The organism is Flavitalea sp. (assembly GCF_035489435.1).
GTDB lineage: Bacteria > Bacteroidota > Bacteroidia > Chitinophagales > Chitinophagaceae > DATHKG01.
In genome coordinates this window covers 1-25937 of record NZ_DATHKG010000060.1, presented here as the reverse complement: position 1 = coordinate 25937, position 25937 = coordinate 1, and the positions used below count along the sequence as shown (strand labels likewise).

19 protein-coding genes are annotated in these 25937 nt (G+C 42.2%); 10 read left to right on the top strand and 9 right to left on the bottom strand.

Features of this window, described 5'->3' with window-relative positions; all coding sequences use genetic code 11:
- Positions 1 to 296 precede the first annotated feature (296 nt).
- Entirely contained in the window at positions 297 to 440 is a 144-nt protein-coding gene (locus VK664_RS09265; protein ID WP_461398364.1) for a hypothetical protein, read from the bottom strand.
- Positions 441 to 731: 291 nt separating this feature from the next.
- The gene (locus VK664_RS09260; RefSeq protein ID WP_461398363.1) at positions 732 to 917 is read right to left on the bottom strand and encodes a hypothetical protein; all 186 of its coding nucleotides are present in this window, start codon (positions 915 to 917) and stop codon (positions 732 to 734) included.
- Between the two features lie 341 nt (positions 918 to 1258).
- On the opposite strand from VK664_RS09260, the gene VK664_RS09255 reads away from it, so the two are divergent.
- Positions 1259 to 1597: an MmcQ/YjbR family DNA-binding protein gene (locus VK664_RS09255; protein ID WP_461398362.1), complete on the top strand. Its 339-nt coding sequence runs from the start codon at positions 1259 to 1261 to the stop codon at positions 1595 to 1597.
- Between the two features lie 14 nt (positions 1598 to 1611).
- On the opposite strand, the gene VK664_RS09250 is transcribed toward VK664_RS09255, so the two are convergent.
- The gene (locus tag VK664_RS09250) at positions 1612 to 2397 is read right to left on the bottom strand and encodes a DeoR/GlpR family DNA-binding transcription regulator (RefSeq protein WP_461398361.1); all 786 of its coding nucleotides are present in this window, start codon (positions 2395 to 2397) and stop codon (positions 1612 to 1614) included.
- Positions 2398 to 2638: 241 nt separating this feature from the next.
- Between VK664_RS09250 and VK664_RS09245 the strand changes: the two genes are divergently transcribed.
- Both VK664_RS09245 and VK664_RS09240 read left to right on the top strand, forming a co-directional pair.
- Positions 2639 to 3109, top strand: coding sequence for a RidA family protein (locus VK664_RS09245; protein WP_461398360.1), 471 nt, complete (start codon positions 2639 to 2641; stop codon positions 3107 to 3109).
- A 90-nt stretch (positions 3110 to 3199) separates the two neighbouring features.
- Positions 3200 to 4270 carry a dipeptidase gene (locus VK664_RS09240; RefSeq protein WP_461398359.1) on the top strand — a complete coding sequence of 357 codons (1071 nt, stop codon included), beginning with the start codon at positions 3200 to 3202 and terminating at the stop codon, positions 4268 to 4270.
- Between the two features lie 23 nt (positions 4271 to 4293).
- Here the strand turns inward: VK664_RS09240 and VK664_RS09235 are convergent, their stop codons facing one another.
- A complete protein-coding gene (locus tag VK664_RS09235) occupies positions 4294 to 5850 on the bottom strand; it encodes a M20/M25/M40 family metallo-hydrolase (RefSeq protein ID WP_461398358.1) in 1557 nt (518 codons plus the stop codon).
- A 328-nt stretch (positions 5851 to 6178) separates the two neighbouring features.
- On the opposite strand from VK664_RS09235, the gene VK664_RS09230 reads away from it, so the two are divergent.
- The 5 genes from VK664_RS09230 (at position 6179) to VK664_RS09210 (ending at position 13432) form a co-directional block, all read left to right on the top strand.
- Positions 6179 to 7171 (top strand): hypothetical protein, encoded by a 993-nt coding sequence (locus VK664_RS09230; RefSeq protein WP_461398357.1) that lies wholly within the window; start codon positions 6179 to 6181, stop codon positions 7169 to 7171.
- A gap of 187 nt (positions 7172 to 7358) precedes the next feature.
- Positions 7359 to 8114: a glucosamine-6-phosphate deaminase gene (locus VK664_RS09225; protein WP_461398356.1), complete on the top strand. Its 756-nt coding sequence runs from the start codon at positions 7359 to 7361 to the stop codon at positions 8112 to 8114.
- Positions 8115 to 8120: 6 nt separating this feature from the next.
- Positions 8121 to 9458: a sugar MFS transporter gene (locus VK664_RS09220; RefSeq protein ID WP_461398355.1), complete on the top strand. Its 1338-nt coding sequence runs from the start codon at positions 8121 to 8123 to the stop codon at positions 9456 to 9458.
- A gap of 45 nt (positions 9459 to 9503) precedes the next feature.
- Positions 9504 to 10724, top strand: coding sequence for an N-acetylglucosamine-6-phosphate deacetylase (gene nagA, locus VK664_RS09215; RefSeq protein ID WP_461398354.1), 1221 nt, complete (start codon positions 9504 to 9506; stop codon positions 10722 to 10724).
- A 104-nt stretch (positions 10725 to 10828) separates the two neighbouring features.
- Positions 10829 to 13432, top strand: a complete 2604-nt coding sequence (locus VK664_RS09210; RefSeq protein WP_461398353.1) for a mechanosensitive ion channel domain-containing protein — start codon at positions 10829 to 10831, stop codon at positions 13430 to 13432.
- Positions 13433 to 13540: 108 nt separating this feature from the next.
- Here VK664_RS09210 and VK664_RS09205 read toward each other — a convergent pair whose 3' ends face one another.
- From VK664_RS09205 to VK664_RS09195, 3 genes are all read right to left on the bottom strand, one after another.
- Complete coding sequence (locus tag VK664_RS09205; RefSeq protein ID WP_461398352.1) at positions 13541 to 15373, bottom strand: serine hydrolase domain-containing protein; 1833 nt, start codon at positions 15371 to 15373, stop codon at positions 13541 to 13543.
- 87 nt (positions 15374 to 15460) lie between these two features.
- Positions 15461 to 16786 (bottom strand): RagB/SusD family nutrient uptake outer membrane protein, encoded by a 1326-nt coding sequence (locus VK664_RS09200; protein WP_461398351.1) that lies wholly within the window; start codon positions 16784 to 16786, stop codon positions 15461 to 15463.
- A 24-nt stretch (positions 16787 to 16810) separates the two neighbouring features.
- Complete coding sequence (locus VK664_RS09195; RefSeq protein WP_461398350.1) at positions 16811 to 19840, bottom strand: SusC/RagA family TonB-linked outer membrane protein; 3030 nt, start codon at positions 19838 to 19840, stop codon at positions 16811 to 16813.
- 168 nt (positions 19841 to 20008) lie between these two features.
- Here VK664_RS09195 and VK664_RS09190 point away from each other — a divergent pair, with 168 nt between their 5' ends.
- Together VK664_RS09190 and VK664_RS09185 are read left to right on the top strand one after the other, a co-directional pair.
- Positions 20009 to 21211, top strand: coding sequence for an anhydro-N-acetylmuramic acid kinase (locus tag VK664_RS09190; protein WP_461398349.1), 1203 nt, complete (start codon positions 20009 to 20011; stop codon positions 21209 to 21211).
- A gap of 51 nt (positions 21212 to 21262) precedes the next feature.
- Positions 21263 to 22711 (top strand): MFS transporter, encoded by a 1449-nt coding sequence (locus VK664_RS09185; RefSeq protein WP_461398348.1) that lies wholly within the window; start codon positions 21263 to 21265, stop codon positions 22709 to 22711.
- 2 nt (positions 22712 to 22713) lie between these two features.
- On the opposite strand, the gene VK664_RS09180 is transcribed toward VK664_RS09185, so the two are convergent.
- The gene (locus VK664_RS09180; RefSeq protein WP_461398347.1) at positions 22714 to 25089 is read right to left on the bottom strand and encodes an ABC transporter permease; all 2376 of its coding nucleotides are present in this window, start codon (positions 25087 to 25089) and stop codon (positions 22714 to 22716) included.
- Between the two features lie 279 nt (positions 25090 to 25368).
- On the bottom strand, positions 25369 to 25937 hold a 569-nt coding region (locus tag VK664_RS09175; protein WP_461398346.1), incomplete at its 5' end, for a pirin family protein.

Sequence of the window (25937 nt, the reverse complement as noted above, 5' to 3'; positions counted from 1 at the left end):
TAATGTTAAGTTTTCACCTTTTTTTTAATCCTAAGCTTAATATGCAGGTCATATTAGGATAGTAATTTCACATTTTATGGCAAGCAATCGTTAAACGGCGTTCTGTTTCTACGGGATGCCTTTTTTTATTAGCAAAACCCAGGGTTGGAAGCAGGTAACTTAATATACAGGTTATATGGGAGTGTTAGATTTGCATTCTCATGTGACTTAAATTTATTTGGCTGCCTGTTTCTACAGGCGGCTTTTTATTTTAACACGGTGTACAACAATCTGTTTCCTTGAGCTAATGCCGTTCTTCAGCTAACAATCTGATCGCATAAACCAAAGCTTAAAGTCATTCCCGCTCCTCCAAGACCATCGCCAACTATCAATTCTCCTTCCTGGTTTTGAGAAACCATAACATGTATTCCTGACTTGAGATATTCAGGATTTGTCTGCAAAAAACGTGATTGCAGATCTTTCAATGAAGGTGCTGACTCAAAAAAAAGGAAATTCCGATTATACTTCTGATTCTACTTACGCAGAAATAATGACTGATGGGATCAATCAGAAAATAGAAAATCAATCGGAAAGAAAAAATTAACACGCATAAATTATTGGTCATGAAAAATACTTCATGACATTCTATGCTATACCGATTAAAATGCATGCAAAAAAGATTAAACTTTTTCGTGCGGATTCAATCAGGACAAAAATGCGGCTTAGGGGAATGCGTTCTGGAAATGCAAGTATCAGGAAAGTTGCGCTTGCAGTTTATTCGCCAGCTGCAGTAGTTCATCAGAAGTGAAAGCTGTTAGCGGAAGTATGCCTACAGCTATTCTTCTTAGCTTGGTAATTTGCTCTTCAGTTAAAACACTTAAATACTGGTATAATTCCAGGTAATCAGTCAGCGTTGGTTTTGTTGAATTGGCGATCATATAAAATGATTGAAGCCGCAAGTAAATGAATAATCGGAACCTGCAATATTAATTCTGACAAAAGTGGATAAGTTCTTTAAAGGGTGCATATCTTATAATCTTTTGTTTTTCAACAATAGAACACATTATTAAAATAATTATACTAAAGTAAGTAACTGCCAGCTGCAAAAAACCAGCCGCTTCGAAAATTGAAAATTTAATGAACCTTGCGAAGGTAGCTGGTGATTACTGCCCGATAAGGTTTGAGATCGACCAATGATATTTAACTTTGGAATTCAAGTTAATTGTGAACCAACCCAAAGCGCATTGGCCAAAAAATAAATTAATAAGATTGACATTTCATGGACATAGAATCATTCCGTAATTACTGTTTATCACTGGCAGGTACAACTGAAGAATTTCCTTTTGGGCCAGATACCATCGTTTTCAAAGTGGGTGGAAAAATATTTGCACTTGCAGGCATTGAAAACTTCGATAGCATAAATCTTAAATGTGATCCGGAACTCGTAACAGAACTAAGGGAAAGATACCCGGCAGTACAACCAGGGTATCATATGAATAAAAAACATTGGAACACAGTTCTTATGGATCACACAATAGCTGATTCTATGATAAGGGAATGGATAAAACACTCTTACGAGCAGGTGGTCGCAAAACTTCCAAGAAAAAAAAACGGTTGAAGATCTCAATTGTTCTATAGAATTGTAAACTTCTTCGAATGATAATCGTGTAATAAATTGTTGTCAGGAGGAAGTTCCGTAATCAGGTAATCTATTTCATCCAGGTCAGCAATCTTCATTTGCATTGACGAATTGAGTTTCTCAGAAATTGTAAGTACAGCAATATTCTCTGCGGCCTTTAACATGGCCTTTTTTACATGTACCGTTTCCCAATCAGAATCCGTAAGCCCGTTTTTTATATCAATTGCGTTGATCCCAAGTATACAAAGATCCGCCCTGATACCAGCCAATGATGCATATACATCCCCGCTTACCACCATTTGACTGTATGTAGAAACGCAACCGCCGATCATTATCGTTTTGATATGTGGTTTATCTAACAGGCTCACAGCAGTAAGGGGGTTAACAGTGATGAAGGTGGCACGGAAGGTATCGGGTATTCGTTTAATAAATTCCCTCACGGAAGTACCACCACCGGTAAGCACAATCATCTCGTCTCTGAGCAATGCAACGGCCTTATCTGCAATGATGATTTTATCTGCCTGGGCATAAGTTTTCGCTTGCTGGCCCACGTGATATGCCGCAGTCATTACCCCTCCTTTGATACGAATAACCAGTCCTTCATCTGCCAGTTCGTTTATGTCACGGCGGATAGTATCTTCCGAAACATCAATTAGTTTCACAAGATCTGCAAACATCAGGCGGGTGTGAATTCCCACTTGCCTGATTATAAGTTGTTTTCGTTCTTTTTTCTGAAGCGCGATTGGGGCTTCAGCCTTGGAAACTGAGTTACTTGGCATAGTTTAATGGGCAATCTAGCAATCGTTGTCAAAGCCACCGGCGGCCGTGTTATGGTCGCGATTCTCATGCGGGGAATCACTGACAATTTATTCAATTATTCACACATATATAAAAAAAAACAAGGACCCATAGAAAAATACTGCCGGCGATTTTTAGAATAAATTTTACTCATCTTTGAAGCAGGAACTAACAATTATTCACAACCTCGTCAATACTAACTAATAAACTGAATTAATGACAATGGAAACTAAAACAGCAGATAGCCGGCTTGAACAACTTGGACTCGAATTACCTCCCGCACCAACACCGCTTGGAGTTTATAAACCTTATCTCATCGACGGTAAATATCTTTATCTCAGCGGGCATGGACCGGTACAAAAAAACAAAAGCCTGATAATTGGACGTATCGGTCAGGATCTGGATAAGGACCAGGGAAAGCTGGCCGCAAGGCAGGTAGGCCTGGCAATGTTATCCACTATAAAGACAAACCTTGGCAGCCTGGATAAAATTAAACGGGTTATAAAAGTGCTCGGGATGGTAAATTGTACCAGCGATTTTCTTGCGCATCCTTATATCATAAATGGATGCAGTGAATTGTTTGCTGCAATCTGGGGAGACGAAAACGGGGTTGGGGTGAGAAGTGCTGTAGGCTTTGGCTCATTACCTGATAATATTCCGGTTGAAATTGAAGCAATGTTTGAACTTAATTAAAATTCATAAAGCCAACTATTCAATCAAAAGTCAACTATTCAATCAACCAGGCACATTAACACAAACAATTTTCAGAAACATAACACAATCATGTTTATTATAGATGCCCACCTTGACCTCAGTATGAATGCCATGGAATTGAACAGGGATCTGCGGTGGAGCGTAGACGAAATCAGGAAAAGCGAATCAGGAATGACTGATAAACCTGACCGGGGAAAAGGTACCGTGTCTTTACAGGCATTAAGAGAAGGAAATATTGGTATAGTGGTTGCAACACAGATCGCGAGATATGTATCACCCGGAAATCCATTGCCCGGCTGGCATTCACCGGAGCAGGCCTGGGCTCAGACTCAAGGCCAGCTTGCCTGGTATAAAGCGATGGAAGCAAAAGGTGAAATGCAGATGATCTCAAACCTCCATGACCTGAATGCACATCTTGATTACTGGCAAACTGACCATCGTTCATTAAAAAAAATTGGTTACATACTCAGTCTTGAGGGTGCAGATTCTTTAGTGACGATCGATCATTTGCATATAGCTCATAACTATGGGCTTCGCGCTGTAGGGCCCGCGCACTACGGCCCCGGTCGGTATGCGAATGGAACAGATGCTACCGGTCATCTGAACGAAAGTGGGAAAAAGTTGATCTTGGAAATGGATAAGTTAGGAATGATACTGGATGCGACCCATTTATGTGATGACGCTTTCTGGGACGCGCTCGAAATTTATAGTGGTCCGGTTTGGGCCAGTCACAATAATTGCCGCAACCTGGTTAATCATAACAGGCAATTCAGTGATGATATGATCCGTGCCCTCATACAAAAAGGTGCGGTAATCGGGGGAGCGCTTGATGCCTGGATGATGGTTCCTCATTGGCAAAGGGGTATTTCAACACCTGAAGCTACTGAATGCAATCTTGAAAAATTGATTGATCACCTGGTACATATTTGTAGTATTGCCGGAAATACAAATCATATAGGTATTGGTACTGATCTGGATGGTGCCTTTGGAAAAGAGCAATGCCCATATGACCTTGAAACTATAGCTGACTTACAAAAAATTCCCCACCTGTTAAGCAGGCGGGGATTTAATGACGTTGACATTGAGAAAATCATGCACAAAAACTGGCTCATATTTTTGAACCGTGCATGGAAGGATTAATTAGTCCAGGCTATTCACCAGGTTTAATTAACCCCACCCTTTCTTGTAGCTTTTGTTTGTTTTGGCCAGGCCATAGGTTCACCGGTTCTTGGATTTAGTCCCATCACACGTTTGTCGCGGGAAGTGGTAGCCGGATCTTCACTGGCCATATATATGAGTATTGCAGTGAGGATTGCATTATTTCTGACATCGTCGAAAACAATCTTATCATAGGTATCCCGGTTTGTATGCCATGTATAAGTGCCATATGACCAGCTTGTTGAACTCAATGAAAACGCAGGTGCTCCAACTGCAACAAAAGACGCGAAATCGGAACCTCCGCCGCCGGGTACACCGGGAAAAGTAGTTTCAATCTGCGTGCGAATATCAGCCGGAACCTTAGCAAGCCATCTGCCCAGATAATCGTATGAATTGATAAATCCCTGGCCCGATAAGTTTACAACCCGACCTGTTCCATTATCCTGGTTAAATAATACCTGCAGTTTGTCAACAACTTCCGGATGATTCTCCACAAAAGCCCTTGAACCATTAAGGCCTTGTTCCTCAGATCCCCAATGACCCACAAGTATTGTTCTTTTTGGATTCGGATATATCTTCTTTAATATGCGCATTGCTTCCATCATGGTAAGTGTTCCGGTACCATTATCGGTAGCCCCTGTTCCACCATCCCAGGAATCGAAATGGGCTGAAAGCATTACATATTCGTCAGGTTTTTCTGAGCCACGTATTTCCGCAATTGTATTAAATGTGGGAACCATACCAAGCTCTTTTGAATCGGCTCTTACGCTAATTTTTGGTTTTACTCCTGATTCTGTGAGACGGTAGAGAAGACCATAGTCTTCAAGGGAAATATCAACCGTCGGGACTTTTGTGGTATAGGCCCCAAAGATTTTATTGACCCCGAAACCTGAAGACCAGTTACACATAACTATACCCAGGGCTCCTGCTTTTTCGAGCGCAGCAGGCAATGTTCTTGCATTGTAACCAGTTTTGGCAATTCGTGCCCGCCATGCTTCTGTTTGAACAGCACGGTTTTTTTTCATTTTTTCTACAGACTCTTTGGTACCAAACTCTTCCCAGTTATAGTCGGGACGACCAGTTGGCTGGTTCATGGATATCATCACGAATTTCCCTTTCACAGAAGGTGTCCATTTATTGAAAGCAACACTATCTGCCAGGTCTGGAATTATTATAAGTTCCCCGGTCACTGCCTTTCCCCCGGTGGACGGACTCCAGGCAAGTTGCATCCCTTCGAGCGATTTAACCCGGGGATAAATCATATCAATATGACTTGCGCCTCTTTCCCATCCGCGCCATTCACCCCATTGTTCATTTTTGGCAGTGATCCCCCAGGTTTTGTATTTAGCTATTGCCCAGTCGTTGGCTTGTTTCATTTGGGGTGTTCCAACAAGCCGCGGCCCGATACCATCTATAAGTTCGTGAGCAAGGTTTTCAAGCTGTGAATTAGTCGTTGCCTCCGCAACGATATTTCGTACCACAATCGAGTCAGGAGTTTGCGCGGATATGTGAGCGCACGAAAAAGCGATACAAATTAATGCAGTGATAAAAGTTTTTCTCATTTCAGAACTGTTTGGTTTTTGTGCTTTGTATTAGCGAGGAAGATAAATCATTTTCGGATCGGCACTGCCTCTCTCCCAAAAATTTATGGCTCAAACAGGCTTGTTGGTTCAGGGCTCATGAGATAACTTTTCTTTAGGGGGAAATTTACGGTCCACTCATCGTTAAAAAACGAATCCGGATAGTATTTATACCTGTTTGGGAAAAACTGTCCCAAAACCGGAAATTTTACAGATTCTAGCTCTTAAGTATTTGGCTGATTATTAATAAGTTAAATCTAAAAAAATGATCGGTACACGGTTTGGCAACTAGACTGTACAAACCGATACCATGAAAAAGATCTACCTCGCCCTGATTTTCCTTATAAGTTCCGCAAGCTTGTTCTCTCAACCTTACATGGTCTTTACAGCTCAAAAAAGCGGAACCTGGAATGATTTGTCTGTTTGGAACATTACTCCCCGCGCAGATGGCATACCTAAATCTAAGGTCATAATTCCTGCTTCATATTTAATAACAGTAGATAATGGGGTTAACGCCTTCGGCCTTGGTAATGCTGATCTTAATTTATTCGGCACACTAACTATAATTAATAACACCAACATAATCCTTGGACCTGGAAGTACAATCGAGGTTTTCGGAACAGGATCGATTGTTGGCAATAATGCAACCCAGTTGATCACCTTAGGTGGAGTGGTAAAATATGATGGATCTAAAGACTTCACTAAAACCGGCGATTGGATAGCTAGCTCCCTGACAGGCATTTCGCCTTTTGGATTTGTTTCGACAGCAGTTCTGCCGGTTAAAATGATAAGTTTTAATCTTACAAAGAATAACAATGATATTCTGCTAAAATGGATCACCGCTTCTGAAGTTTCAAACGATTATTTCTCTATCGAGCGCAGCAATGATGGTTCCGCGTGGACAGCAATCGGAACAATTAAAGGTGCATCTAACACAAACTCAAACAATACCTACACTTTCACTGATAAAAATACTAACGCAGCTATCATATATTACCGCCTGAAGCAGGTTGATAACAAAGGCAGCTTCAGTTATTCTGAAGTAAGAAAACTTGCAACCAGTGTTGAAAATACTGCCAAAGTTTACCTGGTCAATAACAGCATCAGGGTTGAACTTGCAAACGCTTCATCCGACAATACAATTGTTACTGTACTTCAGTCAGGTGGTAACCTGTTAGCGAGAAAATCTTTCAATGATGTCAAAACGCTGTCAGTTGATCTTAAGGCAGGCTGCACTGGTGTGGTGTTTGTTAACGTGAGCGATAGTAAACAATTGAATCAAACGGTTAAGTTGCTTTTTTAAACCAACCGGGCCTGGATCACGGCCTTGATTTTCGATATTTCTTACCGGGCAATTTTGCCCGGTATTTTTTTGGTTACTAAACAAAATCCATTGTTAATTGAAATCAGTATGTTTGAAACCTGATCTATTGCAACCAGTATTTGAAGGATGCAGTGTGACGTTGTTTACAAAGATGAAATAAAATATAATGATGGGCATCCATATCTACGGGGATTCAAAGCAGGCAGGAATTGAATCTGGAAAACAAGGCGCCAGATTTATCAGGGAAGCCATAACCAACAGGGGTTCGGCAAATATTATTCTTGCTACTGGTACCAGCCAGTTTGAAACACTTAACCAGCTGAGGTCTGAGAATATCGATTGGAGCAAAGTATGCCTGTTTCACCTGGATGAATATATAGATCTTCCTGTTACCCATCCGGCCAGTTTTCGCAATTATCTGATTGCCCGCTTTATTTCAAAAGTTAAAGACCTGAAAGCAGTTTACCTTATTAACGGTGAAGCTCAACCAGCTGAGGAATGCATAAGATTAAGTAAATTAATCATTGAACATCCAATTGATGTGGCTTTTGTTGGAATCGGGGAAAACGGCCACCTGGCCTTCAATGATCCGCCTGCAGATTTTGACACTAATGAGCCTTATATTGTAGTGGAGCTTAATGAAGCCTGTCGCCGCCAGCAAATGGGTGAAGGCTGGTTCGCTGACCTTTCTGCTGTTCCCGGCAAAGCGATTAGTATGTCAGTAAAACAGATAATGAAATCAACTAAGATAATTTGCACTGTTCCAGATAGCCGCAAGGCAGAAGCTGTTAAAAACAGTCTTGAAAACGCTGTCAGTAATTTATTTCCAGCTACCATTTTGCAGGAACATCCGGATTGTCATTATTATTTTGACAGATCATCTGCTGCGTTGCTTTCAAATCAATCTCATCAAGTTTTATAATACACAATGAGTAAAAGTCCATCAGCCGCACTGACAGTCATGAGAGAAGTAAATTCTCTTACAAAAAGGGATACACTTATTTCCATTGTTATTATAGGTTTATTGTTTTTCATCTTTGGATTTGTATCCTGGCTGAATGCGATTCTTATTCCCTATTTTAAAATTGCCTGTGAGCTTACGCACTTTCAGGCCTACCTGGTGACCTTCGCATTTTATATTTCCTATTTTGTTATGTCGGTTCCTTCATCTTATCTTTTGCGCAGGGTTGGTTTTAAAAAAGGGATGATGTTTGGTTTCTGGGTTATGGCGGCCGGTGCAATTATATTTGTGCCTGCAGCTTTTTCCCGCACTTATGAGATCTTCCTTCTTGGCTTGTTTACACTTGGCACCGGCCTTGCCGTTTTACAAACTGCCGCAAATCCATATATCACCATACTGGGACCTAAGGAAAGTGCCGCACAAAGATTCAGCATTATGGGCATCTGCAATAAAGGTGCGGGTATCGTTGCGCCTTTGCTATTTGCAGCAGTTGTGTTAAAATCATCAGATCAACAGCTATACAATGAACTTGCCGGAATGAGTGAGCTTAGTAAGAAAGTTGCGTTGGACGAATATATACGCAGGGTGATTGTTCCGTATACCTGCGTCGGAATCGTGTTATTTATACTCGGCCTTGTAGTGCGTTACTCACCGCTTCCTGAAATAAATACAGAGCATGAGACCGAAGAAGTAGCACTTGCTAACAAGGAGAAAAGAAGCGTATTCCAGTTTCCACACCTGGTAATGGGTGCGATTGGCATATTCCTGCATGTTGGCACCCAGGTAATTGCTATTGACACGATTATCGGATATGCAAATTTCATGGGCATTCCGCTGATGGAAGCAAAAACTTTTCCTTCCTATACGTTGTTTGCGACAATCTGTGGCTATATAGTTGGCATCTTTATGATCCCAAAATATTTCTCACAGGTAACTGCATTAAGATGGTGTACGATACTCGGTCTTTCTTTTACAATGCTGATATTATTTACACATGGCCAGGTAAAATTTTTAGGTCATAATGCAGATATCTCAATTTGGTTTATTGTGTTGCTTGGTCTTGCGAATTCCCTTGTTTGGGCAGGTATCTGGCCGCTGGCGCTTGATGGACTTGGAAAATTTACAAAGATAGGGGCCTCAATTATGATCATGGGTTTGTGTGGAAATGCAATTCTACCATTAATTTACGGACATTATGCCGACACTGTCGGTGTCAGGGCTGCTTATTGGGTCCTGATTCCATGTTATGTTTACCTGATCTTTTATGCAATTTATGGCCACCGCGTGAGGAAATGGACACTATAACTATTAGATCTGCAATAATAAAAATTTACACTGCAATCATCATAGATGAATTCCATAACAACTAAAATATACAACGCTACCATCATCACAGGCGACCGGTTGATCGATGATGGATACCTTCTGATAAAAGATGGTATAATTGTAAAAATTGGCCGCCATGATATTGAACTTTCAGAAGAGGATATGGCCGGGGATATCAGTTCTATTGATGCCAAAGGTAACTACCTGTCTCCTGGCTTTATCGACATTCATGTACATGGTGGAGGTGGTCATGATTTCATGGACGGTACCGAGGAAGCATTTCTAGCTATCGCTGCATTACACGCCCGGTATGGAACAACCTCAATGGTGCCCACAACATTGACAAGTGATAAGGCTTCACTACTGAAAACGCTTGAAGTATATGAATCAGCAAATAAAAAAAATAAGTCAGGTGCACAATTTCTTGGTCTTCACTTTGAAGGCCCTTACCTGGCGATGAGTCAACGTGGTGCCCAGGATCCAAAATATATCCGGGATCCGGATCCGGCTGAATATAAAGAGGTCCTGGCCCTTTCTTCGTCGATTAAACGATGGAGCGCTGCACCTGAGTTAACAGGTGCGATAGAATTCGGTAAGTATTGCCGGGATTCGGGCGTATTACCTGCAATTGCGCATACTGATGCTATTTATGAAGATGTGGTCGAAGCATTCAGGAATGGATTTACATTGGTCACGCATCTATACTCAGCCATGTCCGGTGTTACCCGTCGTAATGCCTACCGTTATGCCGGCGTTATTGAAAGTGCATACCTGATTGATGAAATGGATGTTGAGTTGATTGCAGATGGCATTCATATGCCTGCTCCCCTGCTGAAACTTGCATATAAAATCAAAGGTGCCGACAGGATTGCATTAATCACTGATGCCATGCGTGCTGCAGGAATGCCTGAGGGTGATAGTATCCTGGGCAACATTGAAACAGGTCTCAAAGTAATTGTTGAAGATGGGGTTGCGAAGTTACCTGACAGGAGTTCGTTTGCCGGCAGTGTGGCTACAGCTGACAGGCTCGTAAGAACAATGGTCACAATTGGAGAAGTACCACTTGTTGAAGTAATAAAAATGATTACTAAAACACCGGCAAGAATTATGGGTGTTCATGAAACCATAGGATCTATTGCAGTCGGCATGGTTGCGGATTTGGTAATCTTCGATAAAGACATTAACATTAAACAAACGTTTATCCGTGGAAACAGCATTGGAGAAGTGATGAGTTATGAGTTATGAGTGATAAGTTAGTGTTAAGTGTGGGAGCTAAATTTTACAACTCATTGCTCATAGCTCACAACTCATATCTCAAAATCCTATCTTGCTGTTGTAATACGACTGATATGAAAAAGCGATATGGACAACTGGTAACTCTTTTTTTAATTATGTTCCTGACGGGCGATCTTTTTGCACAGGAAACACCAGAAAGGGGATCTGAAAGAAATAACCGGAGAGTCGATTCATTGAAGAGACAGGATCCGAAGCGCAGGTCACCAGGCGATCAAAACAGGCAATCAGACTCGGTTTCCCGCAGAGATGATCAAGGGATTTTCTGGCAGTCCGACTCGTCCAGGCGAAGAGATTCATCATACCGCAGAAGGGATTCATCGTCAGGAAGATTTGATTCTTCTTACAGGCGAAATGATTCTTCCTTCAGGAGATCGGACTCAGGCCGGGCCAGGGGTGGTATGTTAAATTCCCTGTTTGCTGACAGCAATACACTTACCACCAGTGACTATCAACTCCAGATTGAAAAAACATTTCTCGCCTTAAATAATATTGAAAACAATGGCCATCTCGGTCCCGCAATCACGAACATTCAAAAGGATTTGACTGAAAGTACCAATGTGCTTGCGGTACTGAAAGACAATGTCCGTAATAACAATAATGCGCTTAACCTAAAAAATCTCCAGGTCTTTAAAACACTGCTTCAGAATATCCAGCAGGATCTACGCAAAGACAGAAAGCTTCTTGATAGCAATGAAAACAAGATGGTAAGGCTCAGGTCAGATCTGCGCCAGCTTATAACCGATACAATACTGCGGCAGGTAATGCGAAATGATACGCTTCGCGATTCATTTGGTACACAGCTTCGGGATCTTCGCAGAGCCTTTGTAAGCACAACAAGGCAGGTGAGAGAAAGTCTCACTGCTATAAATTTTCTACAAACCCAAACATCTTCGAATTCAATCAGCACAAATCAATTGCTTGAAAATATTACGAACCTGGAAGCTTCGTCAGCAAAACGGATTTTTAGCAAAGAATACAATTACCTATGGGAAGCCGACACAACTGTACTCACCGAGCAAACAAAACAGTCTTTCGAGAAAGTTTATGAAGGTGAAAAAAAGGCGATGAACTATTACTTTACAGATAATGGTTATAAGACATTCTTACTGTTGTTTATGGGACTGCTGTTTTGTCTGTGGCTAAATCGCAACATCCGTTACCTGAGGGCACATAAAGATGATCACCATCTTACCGGAAATGAATTTGAATATTTGAAATTTGGCGTGATTCCTTCAGCACTGGTCGTAGTTTTTTCGATAGCACCGGTCTTTGACCTACACGCTCCCTCAACATATATCGAAACGATGCAGTTTTTACTGCTTTGTGTTGTTACCTACCTGATGTATAAGAAATGGTCGGGCAGGGTCTTCACCCGCTGGCTGGGATTAGGCATATTATTTATTTGTTTTACTTTAACTGGCCATGCTATTGAACCTGGCTTCTTTCAGCGATCCTTGTTGATTTTACTCAACATCAGCTCCATTCTTATAGCGAGGTCGTTTATTTCATCTGTGGGTCATACCCATCATTTGAAACGTTTTCTGCGGCTGGCTGGTTATTTTCATCATGCACTGCATTTGACAAGCATACTATGCAATATTTCGGGTCGATATACCCTTGCCCAGATTTTAAGCAATGCAGCAATATTTGGTATTACGCAGGCAGTGGGCCTTGCTATCTTCAGTAAGATCTGGCTTGAATCGATATTGTCGCAGATGGTGGCAAGCAGACTGAGGAACGGGTTGCCGGCTACTTTTGAACACAGTCATGTAATAAATAGCTTTAGCAGGCCAATTAAATTTCTGATCGGTGTTCTCTGGCTTATCGTTCTCACTACAAATCTGAATTTGTACACAGCAGCTTATAGCTCGGTTTTAAATATCCTCCAGAAACCACGCCATATTGGTAGCGCTTACTTCACACTCGGTGGGATTGCCCTGTTTTTTATGATCATCTGGCTTGCCCATCTGCTGCAAAAGTATATTGGATATTTTTTTGGTGATACAGGCACTGACGAAGATGCACAAAACAAAGTTCAACGTTCCAGGCTGCTGATCGCAAGACTGGTGCTACTCTGCGTTGGCTACCTGCTCGCTGTTACAGCTTCAGGAATACCGGTTGACAAAATTACCATTGTATTGGGAGCACTCGGTGTCGGTATCGGATTGGGTCTTCAGAATATAGTAAGCAATTTTGTTTCAGGCATCATCCTCATATTTGACCGTCCACTCCAGATTGGTGACCTGGTTGAGATTGGCGATAAAACCGGAAAGGTGAGAGAGATAGGACTAAGATCCAGCACCCTGTTAACACAAGACGGTGCGGAAGTAATAATTCCAAACGGTGATTTGTTATCGAGGCAGATAGTTAACTGGACACTATCAAATAATCAGCGAAGGCTTGAACTGGATCTGACTGTAAAAGGAACCGATGATATGGAACTGGTTTCATCAGTCATAAAAAACAGTATCGCGGAGTCAACATTTATTACCAAAAATCGTGATCCACAAATTCTGATAACGAAAATACTTGATAACGGCTTTTCACTGAAAGCATTTTGCTGGTGTGCCGATGTAACAAATTCTGAACCAGCAAAAAGCGAGTTGCTGTTACTGTTAAATGCAGAACTCAAAAAACACGAATTAACCCTTGAATAGAGTGATGAGTTATGAGTGATGAGTGAGTGATTAATGACTAAGTTATGAATTCATTCACCTTACATTTCCCACTCACTCATAACTCACTCATCACTCATAACTCATCACTCATAACTTCTTAACGGTTTCCTGATAAAACAGGTTCAGGACAACGCTTCTGACGTTTATCTTCGCGGGCCCGTAGGTTTTTCCATCATCGGGATAAACCCTGTTAGACATAAATATATAAACCAGGTTATATTTGGGATCTACCCAAACATAAGTGCCTGTATATCCGCTATGACCAAATGATAACTGTGACGGATATGCGCTGTCGGAGACAACAGGCTCGGGTGTTTTAGCAAATCCGAGACCACGGTTCGTTATTTTTGATTGACGTGAAGTAAACAACTCAACCGTTGAAGGTTCGAAATATTTCCTGCCTCCATAACTACCTTTGTTTAAGAGCATCTGGTAATAAATTGCAAGATCATTGCTGGTTGAAAATAAACCGGCATGCCCTTCCACACCTCCTGCCATAGCGGCACCGGGATCATTTACAAAACCAACTACACGCATGTTACGCAACCAGTTGTCATTTTCGGTGGTAGGAACAATCCTGGATTTATCAAACCTTATTCTTGGTAGGAACCCTGAAGACTTCATGCCAATGGGCAAGTAAATTTCGTTGAGAATGTATTCGTCTAAAGAGCGGTGTGTTATATTTTCCGCAACTTCTTTCATCATATACATGCTTACATCACTGTAAACAAATTTACCACGGGTTAAAACCGGCGATTGCAATGTGACTGGCCACATAATATTGTCAAAATAATTTTTCCGAAGAAAAAAATTATCAGCCAGCTGAACCGGAAATTCTGCGGATCCGTGGAAACTCAGATCAAGTGGTGTGAGCTTTTCGAAAAACTTTATATAAGGAGTAAACCCTGCTTCGTGTAACAGTGCCTCCCTTATGGTCTGTTCCTTTTTATCAGGTGTAGCCTGCAGAAGCTGTACATAGTGGCTGATCGGGGTATCGAGGTTCAACTGTTTTTTTTCATAGAGTTGCATGATAACCGGTGTAGTTGCAGTAACCTTTGTTACTGAAGCCATATCGTAAATATCATCGGACCTGGTTAAAACCGAATCATCATATGTATGTCTTCCATAGGCTTTATCATAAATCACAATGCCATCTTTAATAAGTAAAACAACAGCGCCCGGAGTAACATGAGCAGCTATCCCTGCCTCAACCACCGAATCTATAAAAGTTAAAAACTCACTGCCGAGGGAAACAGATTCCGGTATTCCATATCCGAGCCGCAATTTTTCTGTTGATGACCCCTTGCCTTTCCTGAATTTGTTTCCATAATTGCTGGTCAGTTTATTATTCGTGGCAACACCCCCGAATATCAACTGAGCGCTAACAGAAGCACTTTCAGAGGTTATCAATGGACACCAGATAACCGGGGAGTTGAAGGAGGCAAACTGGCTAAGATTATTGCCCTCCCCCCTGTAAACGATTACCAGGTTGCGGTTAATCTTTAATTCCTTAATAAATGCCGTCACCCGCTCATCAGGAGAAACTGATCCTGAAAAAGTAATTATCAGCTGATCAAACAACTTAAGGTGATCATGCAATGCCATCAATGTGCTATCGTTCAATACAGCACTATCCTTGTTGCGGAATGCACTAAAAGCTGTGACCGTAGTGTATTTATTTGCTATGCTGTCAAAGATCCTTGTGTCAGGATGCAGCCATGGATTTGGCTCGAAATGTAGTACCGCAATTTTACCTTTATCCAGCTGCTGCAAGGGCAGCATTTTTCCTTCGTTATTTAATAAAACAATCTTTTGTTCTGCATCCCGAATTCCAGACAAATTAAACCTGGTGCCCTGCGCAGACATAGTAGCAGTCAGCATCAAAAAGGCAATAACACAAAAAATGCTTTTTAAAGTCATGTTACAGATATTACGTTGTAAAAAATCCCTTCCCTGGAACAAGGAAGGGATTTGCAATGATAAGATTTCGACTACATTTCTTTTTGATTAAATCTGGGGATCTGCCGGGGTGTTTGAATTGGTAAGACGCTCCTGGTCCGGGTAAGGATAAAAGTTCCTGTTTCTCTCAAAACTGACAGGTACAGGATTTACATTTGATGGAGGAGCCGGCCGGCTGAAGCGGCGGCTATCTTCTAACCTCAAACCCTGGAGGAATAATTCTGCCGAACGTTGACGGTAGACCTCTAATAATAACGCATCCGTAGTGACTGCACCGCTGTAAGCTGGAAGATTTGGATACACACCAAAAGGATCACCGACAGACTGCGTTCTGACTAAGTTGATCTGCAGGAGCGCATCGGCAAGCACCCCACCACTCCTGAGTATTGCTTCAGCTTTTAACAGTCTCACTTCATCGGGCAGGTAGATCGGGATAGGTTTTGCAATATCATCGAAAAAGCCTTTCAGTGTTTTCAAGGTTTCTCCTCCTACAACAACATCGGGAGTGCCCAGGTAAAAGTTCAACCGGGCATCAGCTGGATCTACTAACGTTGATGGCAGACCGAAATTTGCTCTTGGCTTATAGTTAATCGCCACTGCGATCTGCTGGTAAACAGGATTCGGACTCTGAGAGTTATAGATGAACTGGGATTTGGTAGTAAGATTTACTGCATTCGCCGCAGTCAGTGATTCTGCGTATTTTCCAAGCATCATATTGATTCTTGCCCTGTAAGCATTGATACAATCAAGAAGTACCATATCAGTACCCACAACACGGGAATTAAACTCTGCAGAAGGAGGTGTCGCAGCAATTGCTGTAACTGCATTGTTCAGCAATGTAATTGCAGACTCTAACGCTGCCTGTCTTGTTACAAAGGCAGCTCCACCCTCTTCTATAGTTTCTATAGGAAACTGTTCAAACGCCGTGCCCAGGCCACTGATGGACATTGCTTTAAAAAGGCTGGCAAATGCGATCACACCTGTTTTTGTAGCATTGTCGGTAGCCAATACTTCATCTGCATTATTTAACAGATCATCAGCCATGCCCATCGTTCTTAACATGGCACTCCAGAGAGCAAGCACGTTACCATTGAACGTTGGCAATGCAGTTCCGCCAGCCTCCAGTTCCAATACATTTGTGAAGGTTGTAATGCCTTTTAGTTCACGGGCAGTAACACCAGGGTTAATCAGCAAGGCCTGCAATCCACCGGTTGAATAATATTGCTTCATCCCGATTGATAAAGTCAGTAAACCCTCACGTGATGTTAGAATCTGCGTGTCGGTTGGACCATTGGGATTTTCGTAATCCAGTTTTACACAACCGGATCCCAGGATGATCAAAACGAGAAATGTATATATTGATTTCTTTTTCATTTTGTATGATTTATGAGAGCAGGATTAAAAGTTTACATTAACACCGAACAGGATAGTTCTTGGTAAAGGCACTTCCACGAAATCAAAACCTCTTACAGCGTTTGATTGACCTGCTGCATTTACTTCGGGATCATAACCACTGTAATTGTCAATTGATAAAAGATTTCTTCCTGCAAGTGTCAACCTGATATCTCTGAGTCCACGCGCCTTTGGCACAATAGTATATGATAGCGAAAGTTCCCGCAGTTTCACAAAATCACCTTTTTCAATCCAGTGCTCAAAAATGGAAAACTCCGCAGCGCTGGTTCCTTTCCGTACTTCGCCTTTTAATTCCGCTTCATATCCTTCGAGTCCTCCGTAGTTGGCGTTATCCCCTACACGTTTGGTGAAGTTGAAAACATCAAAGCCAAGCATACCGTCCCATTGCATCCTGATATTGAATTTGCCAATGTTGAAGTCATTGATGAAAGCAACAATATGTTTAGGATTCGGGTCACCGATAACCTTGCTTAGGATCGCTCCGCTGGGCTGACCAGCAGCATCCCGGGCTGTGGTGTATGTACCATTTGCACCCTGCACCCCTCTTTCACGTTGTGGAAGGCCGCCGGGAGTTAACAGGTAGGACCCGTCCTTACTATCCCTTGCATAAAAAGTCGCATAGAACGCACCAAGAGGATACCCGTTCACTGCAGCGACCTGGCCAAAACCTCCGGCAAAAGGCAGAACGCCATTGCCTTCCACTCCATTAATAACATTTTTGTTATGGGTATAACTTAATGTCGCCACCCAGTTGAAAGATTTGTTTTGTACCGGTACCGCCCTGATCATTGCCTCGTAACCCTTATTCGTCATAGTTCCAATATTAAGAAAGCGGTTATTGAAACCTGTACTTGGTGATAATGTTCTGTTGAGTATAAGATCTTCTACGTCTTTATTGAAGTAAGTAAATTCAACACTTACCCGGTCATTCAATAAACTCAGATCAGCACCCACCTCAAGTTCAGTCTGGCGCTCAGGTTCCACATTAAAGTTCCCCAGTTGTGCCGGAGAAACATAACCCGCAGTACCACCATAACTGATAGGCGTATACGCAGTAAAACGATCGTAGGGCCCGATAGCAGTCAGGTTACCTGATTGTCCCCATGCAGCTCTGAGTTTGAAAGAAGGTATAACCTCGCCTAATTTCGAATCCTTCCAGAATTTTTCTTCTGATAATATATAAGAGCCGCTGACCTTTGGAAAAAACTGCCAGCGATTATCAACTCCATAAACCGATGAAGCATCAACTCTTGCGGCACCGGTTAGATATATTTTATCCCAGAGACCAAATGTCTGCTGAAGAAAAGCACCAAGTATGGTTCTCTCTGCACGGTTTTCAGAAACAACACTGGTTCCGTTATTCACTGTTTGCCCGAAAGCGCCCAGTTGCTGGGCAGTTGCACCTATCGTGTAGGTTCGGTCGTACTGCATAGTACCCCCGAGGCCTGTGGTTGACTCCAGCCATTGATTGACCATTTTCCGGTAACTGATGTTCAGGTCGGTATTAGTCTGAAGAACGTTAGCATCAGCTCTTCTTGCCAATCCGCCATCATAACTTGGCGTTGTATTTTTCGGGGGAATATAAGCAGTGCTGTTTTGCCCATAATTATCAATACCAAATACGAGATCAATATTCAGTCCTTCAACCGGTTTTGCGTTCAATTGTGCATTACCTGTAAAACGGCTTACCCGCTGGCGGAAATCAAAACGTTCAATTGCTTCAAGCGGATTTGTGCGCCTCAAAATAGCAACCGGCGCCGTTGATGGATATGCACCAGTAACCGGATCAGGAGCCGGGTTAACAAAGTTATTACTGAATATAAAACCCGTCAAAGCTCCATAAGCTTCTACAAGTCCGCCGTTGGGTATTTCCCGGCTGTTACTTATGGCATAATTCGCTCCTGCTGACAAAGTAAGAATGTTGTTCAGCTTCTGCGATACATTCATCCGGATACCATAACGACCGAAGTTTGTGTTTTTGATAATTCCTTCGTTATACAGTGCTGAACCCGCGATATAATATTTTGTTGATTCAGTACCACCCGAAACTGAAAGGTTATTGTCCGTTCCGATACCAGTGCTGAAAATATCTTCCTGGTAATCGTAGCGTGTAACAGGCGTTTGTGTTAGATCCGTGACAGTTGCATTATTAAAACGGAATGGATACTTGTTGTAAGGCAATGTCTTCCGTACACTGTTTGTTTTAAACTGGGTTGAAAATGTAACCTGTGGTGCACCGGTTTTACCTTTTTTGGTAAAAATCTGAACAACACCATTGTTGGCCCTCGATCCATAAATGGCTGCAGCTGCCGCACCTTTGATTATCTCGATACGATCGATATCTGCGGGGTTGATATCTACAAGGCGGTTCTGTGTGTATCCCCCAAGATCTATCAGTTCTTTTGAATCGTTATTGACAATCACTCCATCAACTATATATAATGGATCGGAAGAACCAACTATGGTGCTGGGTCCTCTCAACCTTACAGAGATTCCACCTGCGGGGTTCCCGGAATTCTGCGTTATCTGTGCCCCGGCAACCTTGCCTTGTAAAGCTCCGTCTATACCCGTCGAAGCACTGTACTGGATATCACGCGCGGACACAGTTGACACTGCATTAGCCAGCTTTTTCTTTGATATAGCCACCGCGTTACCGGTAACAATAACATCATTAAGCATCAAAATATCCTCTGTCATCTGCGCGTTAACCGTCAAAGCCGAAGCGCTAAGATCCACTGTTTTACTTTGTGGTTTAAATCCGACGCCGGTAAAATTAAGCGTCACCTTACCTTCTTTCTGGCTTAATTCCAGGCTATAATCACCGTTTGCATCAGATGATGTTCCAGATCCGGAATTTGCAATCTGTACCGATATTGATGGCAGTGGAACATCACCCGGACCGGTAACTTTACCAGAGATTTTTACTTGTGCCAGGCAGATAAAAGAAACAAGTTGTAGCAGGAGGACGAACGGTAAAAACTTACCTTTCCGGCCGAGCCAGGAGATTTTTTTCATTTGCAGTTGTTTTAGTTATTTAAAGGTTTGAACGCTTACTTAAAACACAGTTCAATTGGCTGGAGCTATCGGGCATATATCGGACTTCAGAACATATCAAATCTTATTACAATTTACTTGAATATGCTCCTGAAACCATAACTATTTTGAATAATTTTATATTCACGCATGAATGAAAATATCGGACGATTATATAAGATCGCAAATAAGCAGAAACGAACGGTAATAGGCCTGATGTCTGGTACTTCGGTAGACGGACTTGATGTAGCGCTTTGTGAATTTGCGGGTACAGGTATGGACACAGTTATTAACCTGTTGCAATTTGCGACTGTTCCTTACGGTGAAGAATATAAACAGGAAATCAGCTCGGTCTTTTCAAGACGGGATGCAGATCTGGAAAAACTTACGTTGTTAAATGGATGGATCGCAAAGCAACATGCTGCCATCATTTTGTCCTGTCTCGATAGCTGGAAACTGGCTCCGGCTGATGTTGACCTTATCGCCAGTCATGGGCAAACTATCTTTCATGCCCCGAAGTCACTTCACCGGCAAGCTAAGTTCGGTAATGCCACACTACAATTGGGTGATGGTGATCATATGGCTGTTGACACCGGCATAATAACGATCAGTGACTTCCGGCAGAAACACATTGCAGCAGGTGGAGAAGGTGCGCCATTGGCTGCTTATGGCGATTATCTCATATTTTCCCGCAAAGGTGAAAACAGGATCATGCTTAATATCGGTGGTATTGCCAATTTCACCTTTCTTCCAGGTGACCTGGATGCCGACCGCGTATTTTGCTCTGACACGGGGCCTGGTAATACGCTTATGGACGCGCTTACCAGAACAGCCATTCCAGGAAAATATTTTGATGACAATGCCGGCATTGCTGTTGGTGGTAAAATTCATCCCGGTTTATTAAACGCACTAAAACAACATTCATTTTTTGATCAGTCTTTCCCGAAAACAACGGGTCCGGAGCTTTTTAACCTTTCATATCTCCGCGATGCTCAGTCCCAATCAAACTCCAATGATCTTCATCTAAGTGATCTCATGGCAACACTCAATCGTTTTTCAGCTGAAACGATAGCCGAAGCAGTGAATGCAGTTACCGCAGCCGGCGAAAAGTTCCGTTTTTATATCAGCGGTGGTGGTATGCATAATCCGCTGCTGGTAAAAAATCTGGAGGAACTATTGCCAGGATCAAACTTTCAAAGCACAGCTGAACTCAGCATAAATCCTGATGCTAAGGAAGCAGTGCTGTTTGCTGTTCTGGCAAATGAATTGGTTTGTGGCGGATCGGTAAGTTTTGGAAAAGGAAGAAATGGTATTCCGAATGTATCCATGGGAAAAATAAGTTTCCCTGGTTAAGCTGGTGGCATGTTATTTTAAACTTATCTCCCCAATCATAAAACATGGAATTTGTCTGAACCTGCAAAACCTCTTGTTGAAAAGCCCACAGGAAAATGGGCAATATTGTTTACAGTGGCCTTTGGCACTTTCATGGCAACACTTGACAGCAGCATTGTCAACATTGCATTGCCTACCATCCGGCGGTCGCTGGACGCGGGGGACAATGTGGAGTGGATTGTATTAAGTTACCTTATCGTTACCACGAGTACGCTGCTTATTATGGGTCGTTTGTCTGATATGTATGGCAGAAAACGAATTTATATTCTTGGCTTCTCCGTTTTTGTTCTTGGTTCCCTGTTATGCGCGCTGTCCTGGGATATCTGGTCATTGGTTTCTTTTAGGATTATTCAGGGACTTGGAGCATCGATGATGTTTGCCATTGGGCCCGCCATTATAAGTGATGCCTTCCAGCCAAGTGAAAGAGGCAAAGCACTTGGTCTGATGGGTACCGTTGTGGCAGCAGGTAGCAGTACAGGACCGGTGGCAGGTGGTTTGTTGCTGGAACATTTTGGATGGACCAGCATATTTTATGTCAATATTCCAATTGGTTTAATAGCCATCTGGCGCGCCTTAAGAGTGTTGCCGGGAACTTCGGTTACTCACAGGCAGAAATTTGATCTTAAAGGAGCCGCCTTATTTTTTGCCGGGGTAACCTGCCTGCTGATTGGCGTTGACCTTGGTGCAGAAGCCGTTTACCCATGGAATGGAATGATCGTTGTGAGCCTGATAATAACCGGGATTGTTTTGCTGATTGGTTTTCTTTTTTGGGAGAAGGTTGCGACTGCTCCTATGTTAAAACTGAGCTTATTCAGCATTAAGCCGCTTAGCATATCATTGATGACTGCGGGACTGGGTTTTATTGCCAATGGCGCGAACATTTTTGTAATACCATTCTATCTTCAGATGATCCTGAATTTGAGTCCACAGAATGCAGGACTTGTTATGCTTGCAGGTCCGCTAACCCTAAGCATCGCTGCACCAATTGGTGGTTATCTGTCGGACAAAATAAGTACCCGATGGATCGCGAGTACCGGTCTGCTCATTACTGCAACCGGATATTTTTTTCTCTCCAGGCTGCAACCTGATTGGACCTCCGGTGATGTAGTATGGCGGCTCGCCATGTTAAGTCTTGGTTTCGGCCTCTTCCAATCTCCCAACAGCAGCACTGCACTGAATGCCGCACCCGCATCTGAACGTGGAATTGCCAGTAGCCTCGTCGCGTTTATGCGTAACCTTGGCCTTGTATTTGGAATCGCGCTGGGTGCTGCAGTCTGGTATACATTTAGAAATTCATATGCCATAACCAATAACCTGGATCCTTTGTCAAAAACTGCCCAGGTTGAAGGAATGCAGATGGCTTACCGCGTGGTTTCATGCCTGGTTTTACTGGCAGCCACCATCTCAGTTTTGCGCGGGGAAAATAAAATCACCAACAAGCAAACAATTTCCCCGGTTTAAAATCATTCTGAACGCAGGCTTTGAACCGGGTTCATTAATGCGGCACGCACTGCTTTTAAACTTATGGTAGCAAGGGCGATGATGAGTGTGATCAAACAGGCAAGTACAAAAACCCATGCATTTAATCCAGTGTTATATGCAAAGTTTTCAAGCCACCTGCTCATCGCATAATAAGCAACCGGGGTCGCAACAAGCGTTGCTATCAACACTGGCTTAAGCAGATCGCGGGATAACAACACCACAATAGACTGAACCGAAGATCCAAGCACTTTACGTACTCCAATCTCTTTTATTCTTCTGCCGGCAGTATAACTGGCCAGGCCAAATAATCCCAGGCATGCAATAAATATTGCCAGCCCTGCAAAGATTCCCAGTATGGTTTGTTGCCTTAAATCATTTCTGTATAACAATTCAAATTTCTGATCAAGAAAGGTGTAGTCAAAGGGATACACAGGTGCAATACGGCTGTAAAGATTTTTTATTTTTTGCACTGAAGCCGGGATATTTTTTCCTTTAAGCCGGATCAATGCCACACGATGATCATCACCCGGTGTGATTACCAGGGGATCCATGTTTTCTTTGAGAGAAAGAAAGTTGAAATCTTCTACTACTCCCACAATCCGCCGGCGTTCAGTATCCCTCACACTATGCTGGATCCATTTACCTATCGCCTTTTCAGGAGTAAATCCAAGCGCTCCGGCCGCAGTCCTGTTAATCAATGCTGCCTGTGCAGAGTCTGTTTTAAATTCCGTTGAAAGGTCACGCCCCGCAATGATCTTCAGGCCAAGATTGTTGACAATATGCAAGTCACTGATCAAGGTCCTGGCCTTCCAGCCTTCAGTCTGCCCTTCAGCATTGAACATATTCAGATCATAAAAACCGCCGGGTTCGCCAGACATCATCGAAACCGAATGTACATCTGGAAAACTCAGCAGTTCCGTCCTGAATGCATTCCGGTTATTATATATATCCCCGTTATCAAGTGGCAGAACCAATGTTTGTTCCTGATTATAACCCAGCTTTTTATTCTTTACATAAGACATCTGGTTCATGATGGTGATAGTTGTTATGATCAGGAACACGGAGATAGCAAACTGAACAATGACCAGGCCTTGCCTGAACATTGAACCGGCTTTCCCAATACGAAGTTTTCCTTTTAAAGAATCTATCGGTGAAAAGGATGAAAGGAAAAAAGCAGGATAGGAACCTGCAAGAAATCCGGCAATTATGATAACCCCTCCCAGGAAAAGATAGAGTTTGGGAGAGAACCATGAAACCGTGAGTTCATAACCAAGTAAGGCGCTGTAGGCTGGCATGGCGAGCATTAGTATAAATAAAGCGAGTATGCATGATATGATCGTTATCAGGATTGATTCACCAATGAACTGCCAGATGAGATTTTTTTTGAGTGCACCCATTACTTTTCTCAGTCCAACTTCTTTCGACCTTTCCATAGCTCTTATCGTTGAAAGATTCATAAAGTTTATACAGGCTATTAATAGTATCAATGCTGCGATGGAAATGAAAATGAAAACAACGTTAAGGTCTCCATGTTTTACATGGTCAAATGCACCGTGTTTTTCAAAATAAATATCCTTCATAGGGGTAAGAGAAAGATTGAACTTTATATTCATCCTTTTCATGTCCTCACCCATATACTTTTCCATAAATGCGGGAAAACCTTTTTCGAGTTTTGCCTCCTTTCTTGTATCATTCAACAAAACATAAACAAAACCATTATTATTTATCCAGACTTTGAACCAGTCTTCATGTTCATGGGCTTTGATGGGATACATCAGGTCTGCAGAAAGATGTGAGTTCGATGGCAGATCTTTGAACACGCCGGTAACTTTTACGTTGTTCTCCTTGTCTACTGTTATCATTTTTCCCATGGCTGTCTGCGAAGAACCAAAATATTTTTTAGCAGTAGACTCTGATAAAATAACGCTACCCGGTTCGTTAAGGAGACTGGATTTATTGCCTTCGACCAGTGGAAATGAAAACAATTCAAAAAAATCACGATCGGTTGCATACACTCTTTTTTCACGAAAAGATTTATCCCCGACGGTAATAAGTAAGCTGACTGGCATAACCCGGACTGATTTGCTGATATCATGCGGATAATCGTTCAGCAAAGTGGGACCATAAGAAGGTGACAGGTATGGTGTGGGGGGATTTGTAGGATCGAATGACCTCATTACCCTGTATATATTTTTTTTATTTGAGTGGAAGTCATCAATGCTGAACTCATGCATAATAAAAATGTAGATCATCATACAAACAGTAATACCGATTGTTAACCCGAGAATGTTGATCAAAGAAAATGCACGGTTCTTATTAAGATTTCTCCAGGCAATTTTGATATAGTTCTTTAACATGTAGATGAATTATTTAGCATTGATGGGGTGAATTCCTGTTTCATTCCCGAACAGGCATAAGATTCCGCTTATTCCATTCAAAAAAATGCCAATTGTACTATTGGTTAATAATCAGGATTTTACCTTGATGCAGGAAAGGCTGCTGTCCGGAATTGATACAATTAAGTGTTCAGTTATATACAATTAAAACGGTGGTGAAAAGTTCCAAAGCCTACTCTTTTAATGAAAAGTAAAAGTATAAACCGAAAATATGAAACAGGAAAGCAAACCCATGACAAATTATTTACTATCTGCTCCACTATCCCTGCTATAGCTAATCTTACCATACTTACCTGCATGAAAATCTCTGTATGCGTCCGCAATTTCAGTTTGACTGTTCATTACAAATGGCCCCTGGGCTATAATTGGCTCAGTATATTGTTCACCACCAAATAGTATGACATCAATACCAGTGTCGGAGTTGTTGCTGATTTCAATGGTTCCTTCGTTCCTGTCAAACTCGATGAATTCACCTTTGCTGAATTCCTGGTCGTTGATCACTGCATTGTGCAACGGAAGAAAAGCACCATATTCCAATCTTCTTTCTGTAACAATGGAAAATTGTTTTCCTGCTTCCAGGTGGATGTGATATAAAAACTGTTTTGAATAATTTGGAATTTTGGAAGCTAAATTTTCATGCTCCCCGACAATTACTTTTATCCATCCCCTTTTATCAGGCAACATTTGTTGCGGCACTTCGCTTGCCTGTACAGGAAGATATTCCGGCGGCTCAGCTTTTTGTTTGGAAGGAAGATTGATCCAGAACTGAAAAGCATGTGTAAGCAGGTCGGTAGTTTGCGGGTCAACAT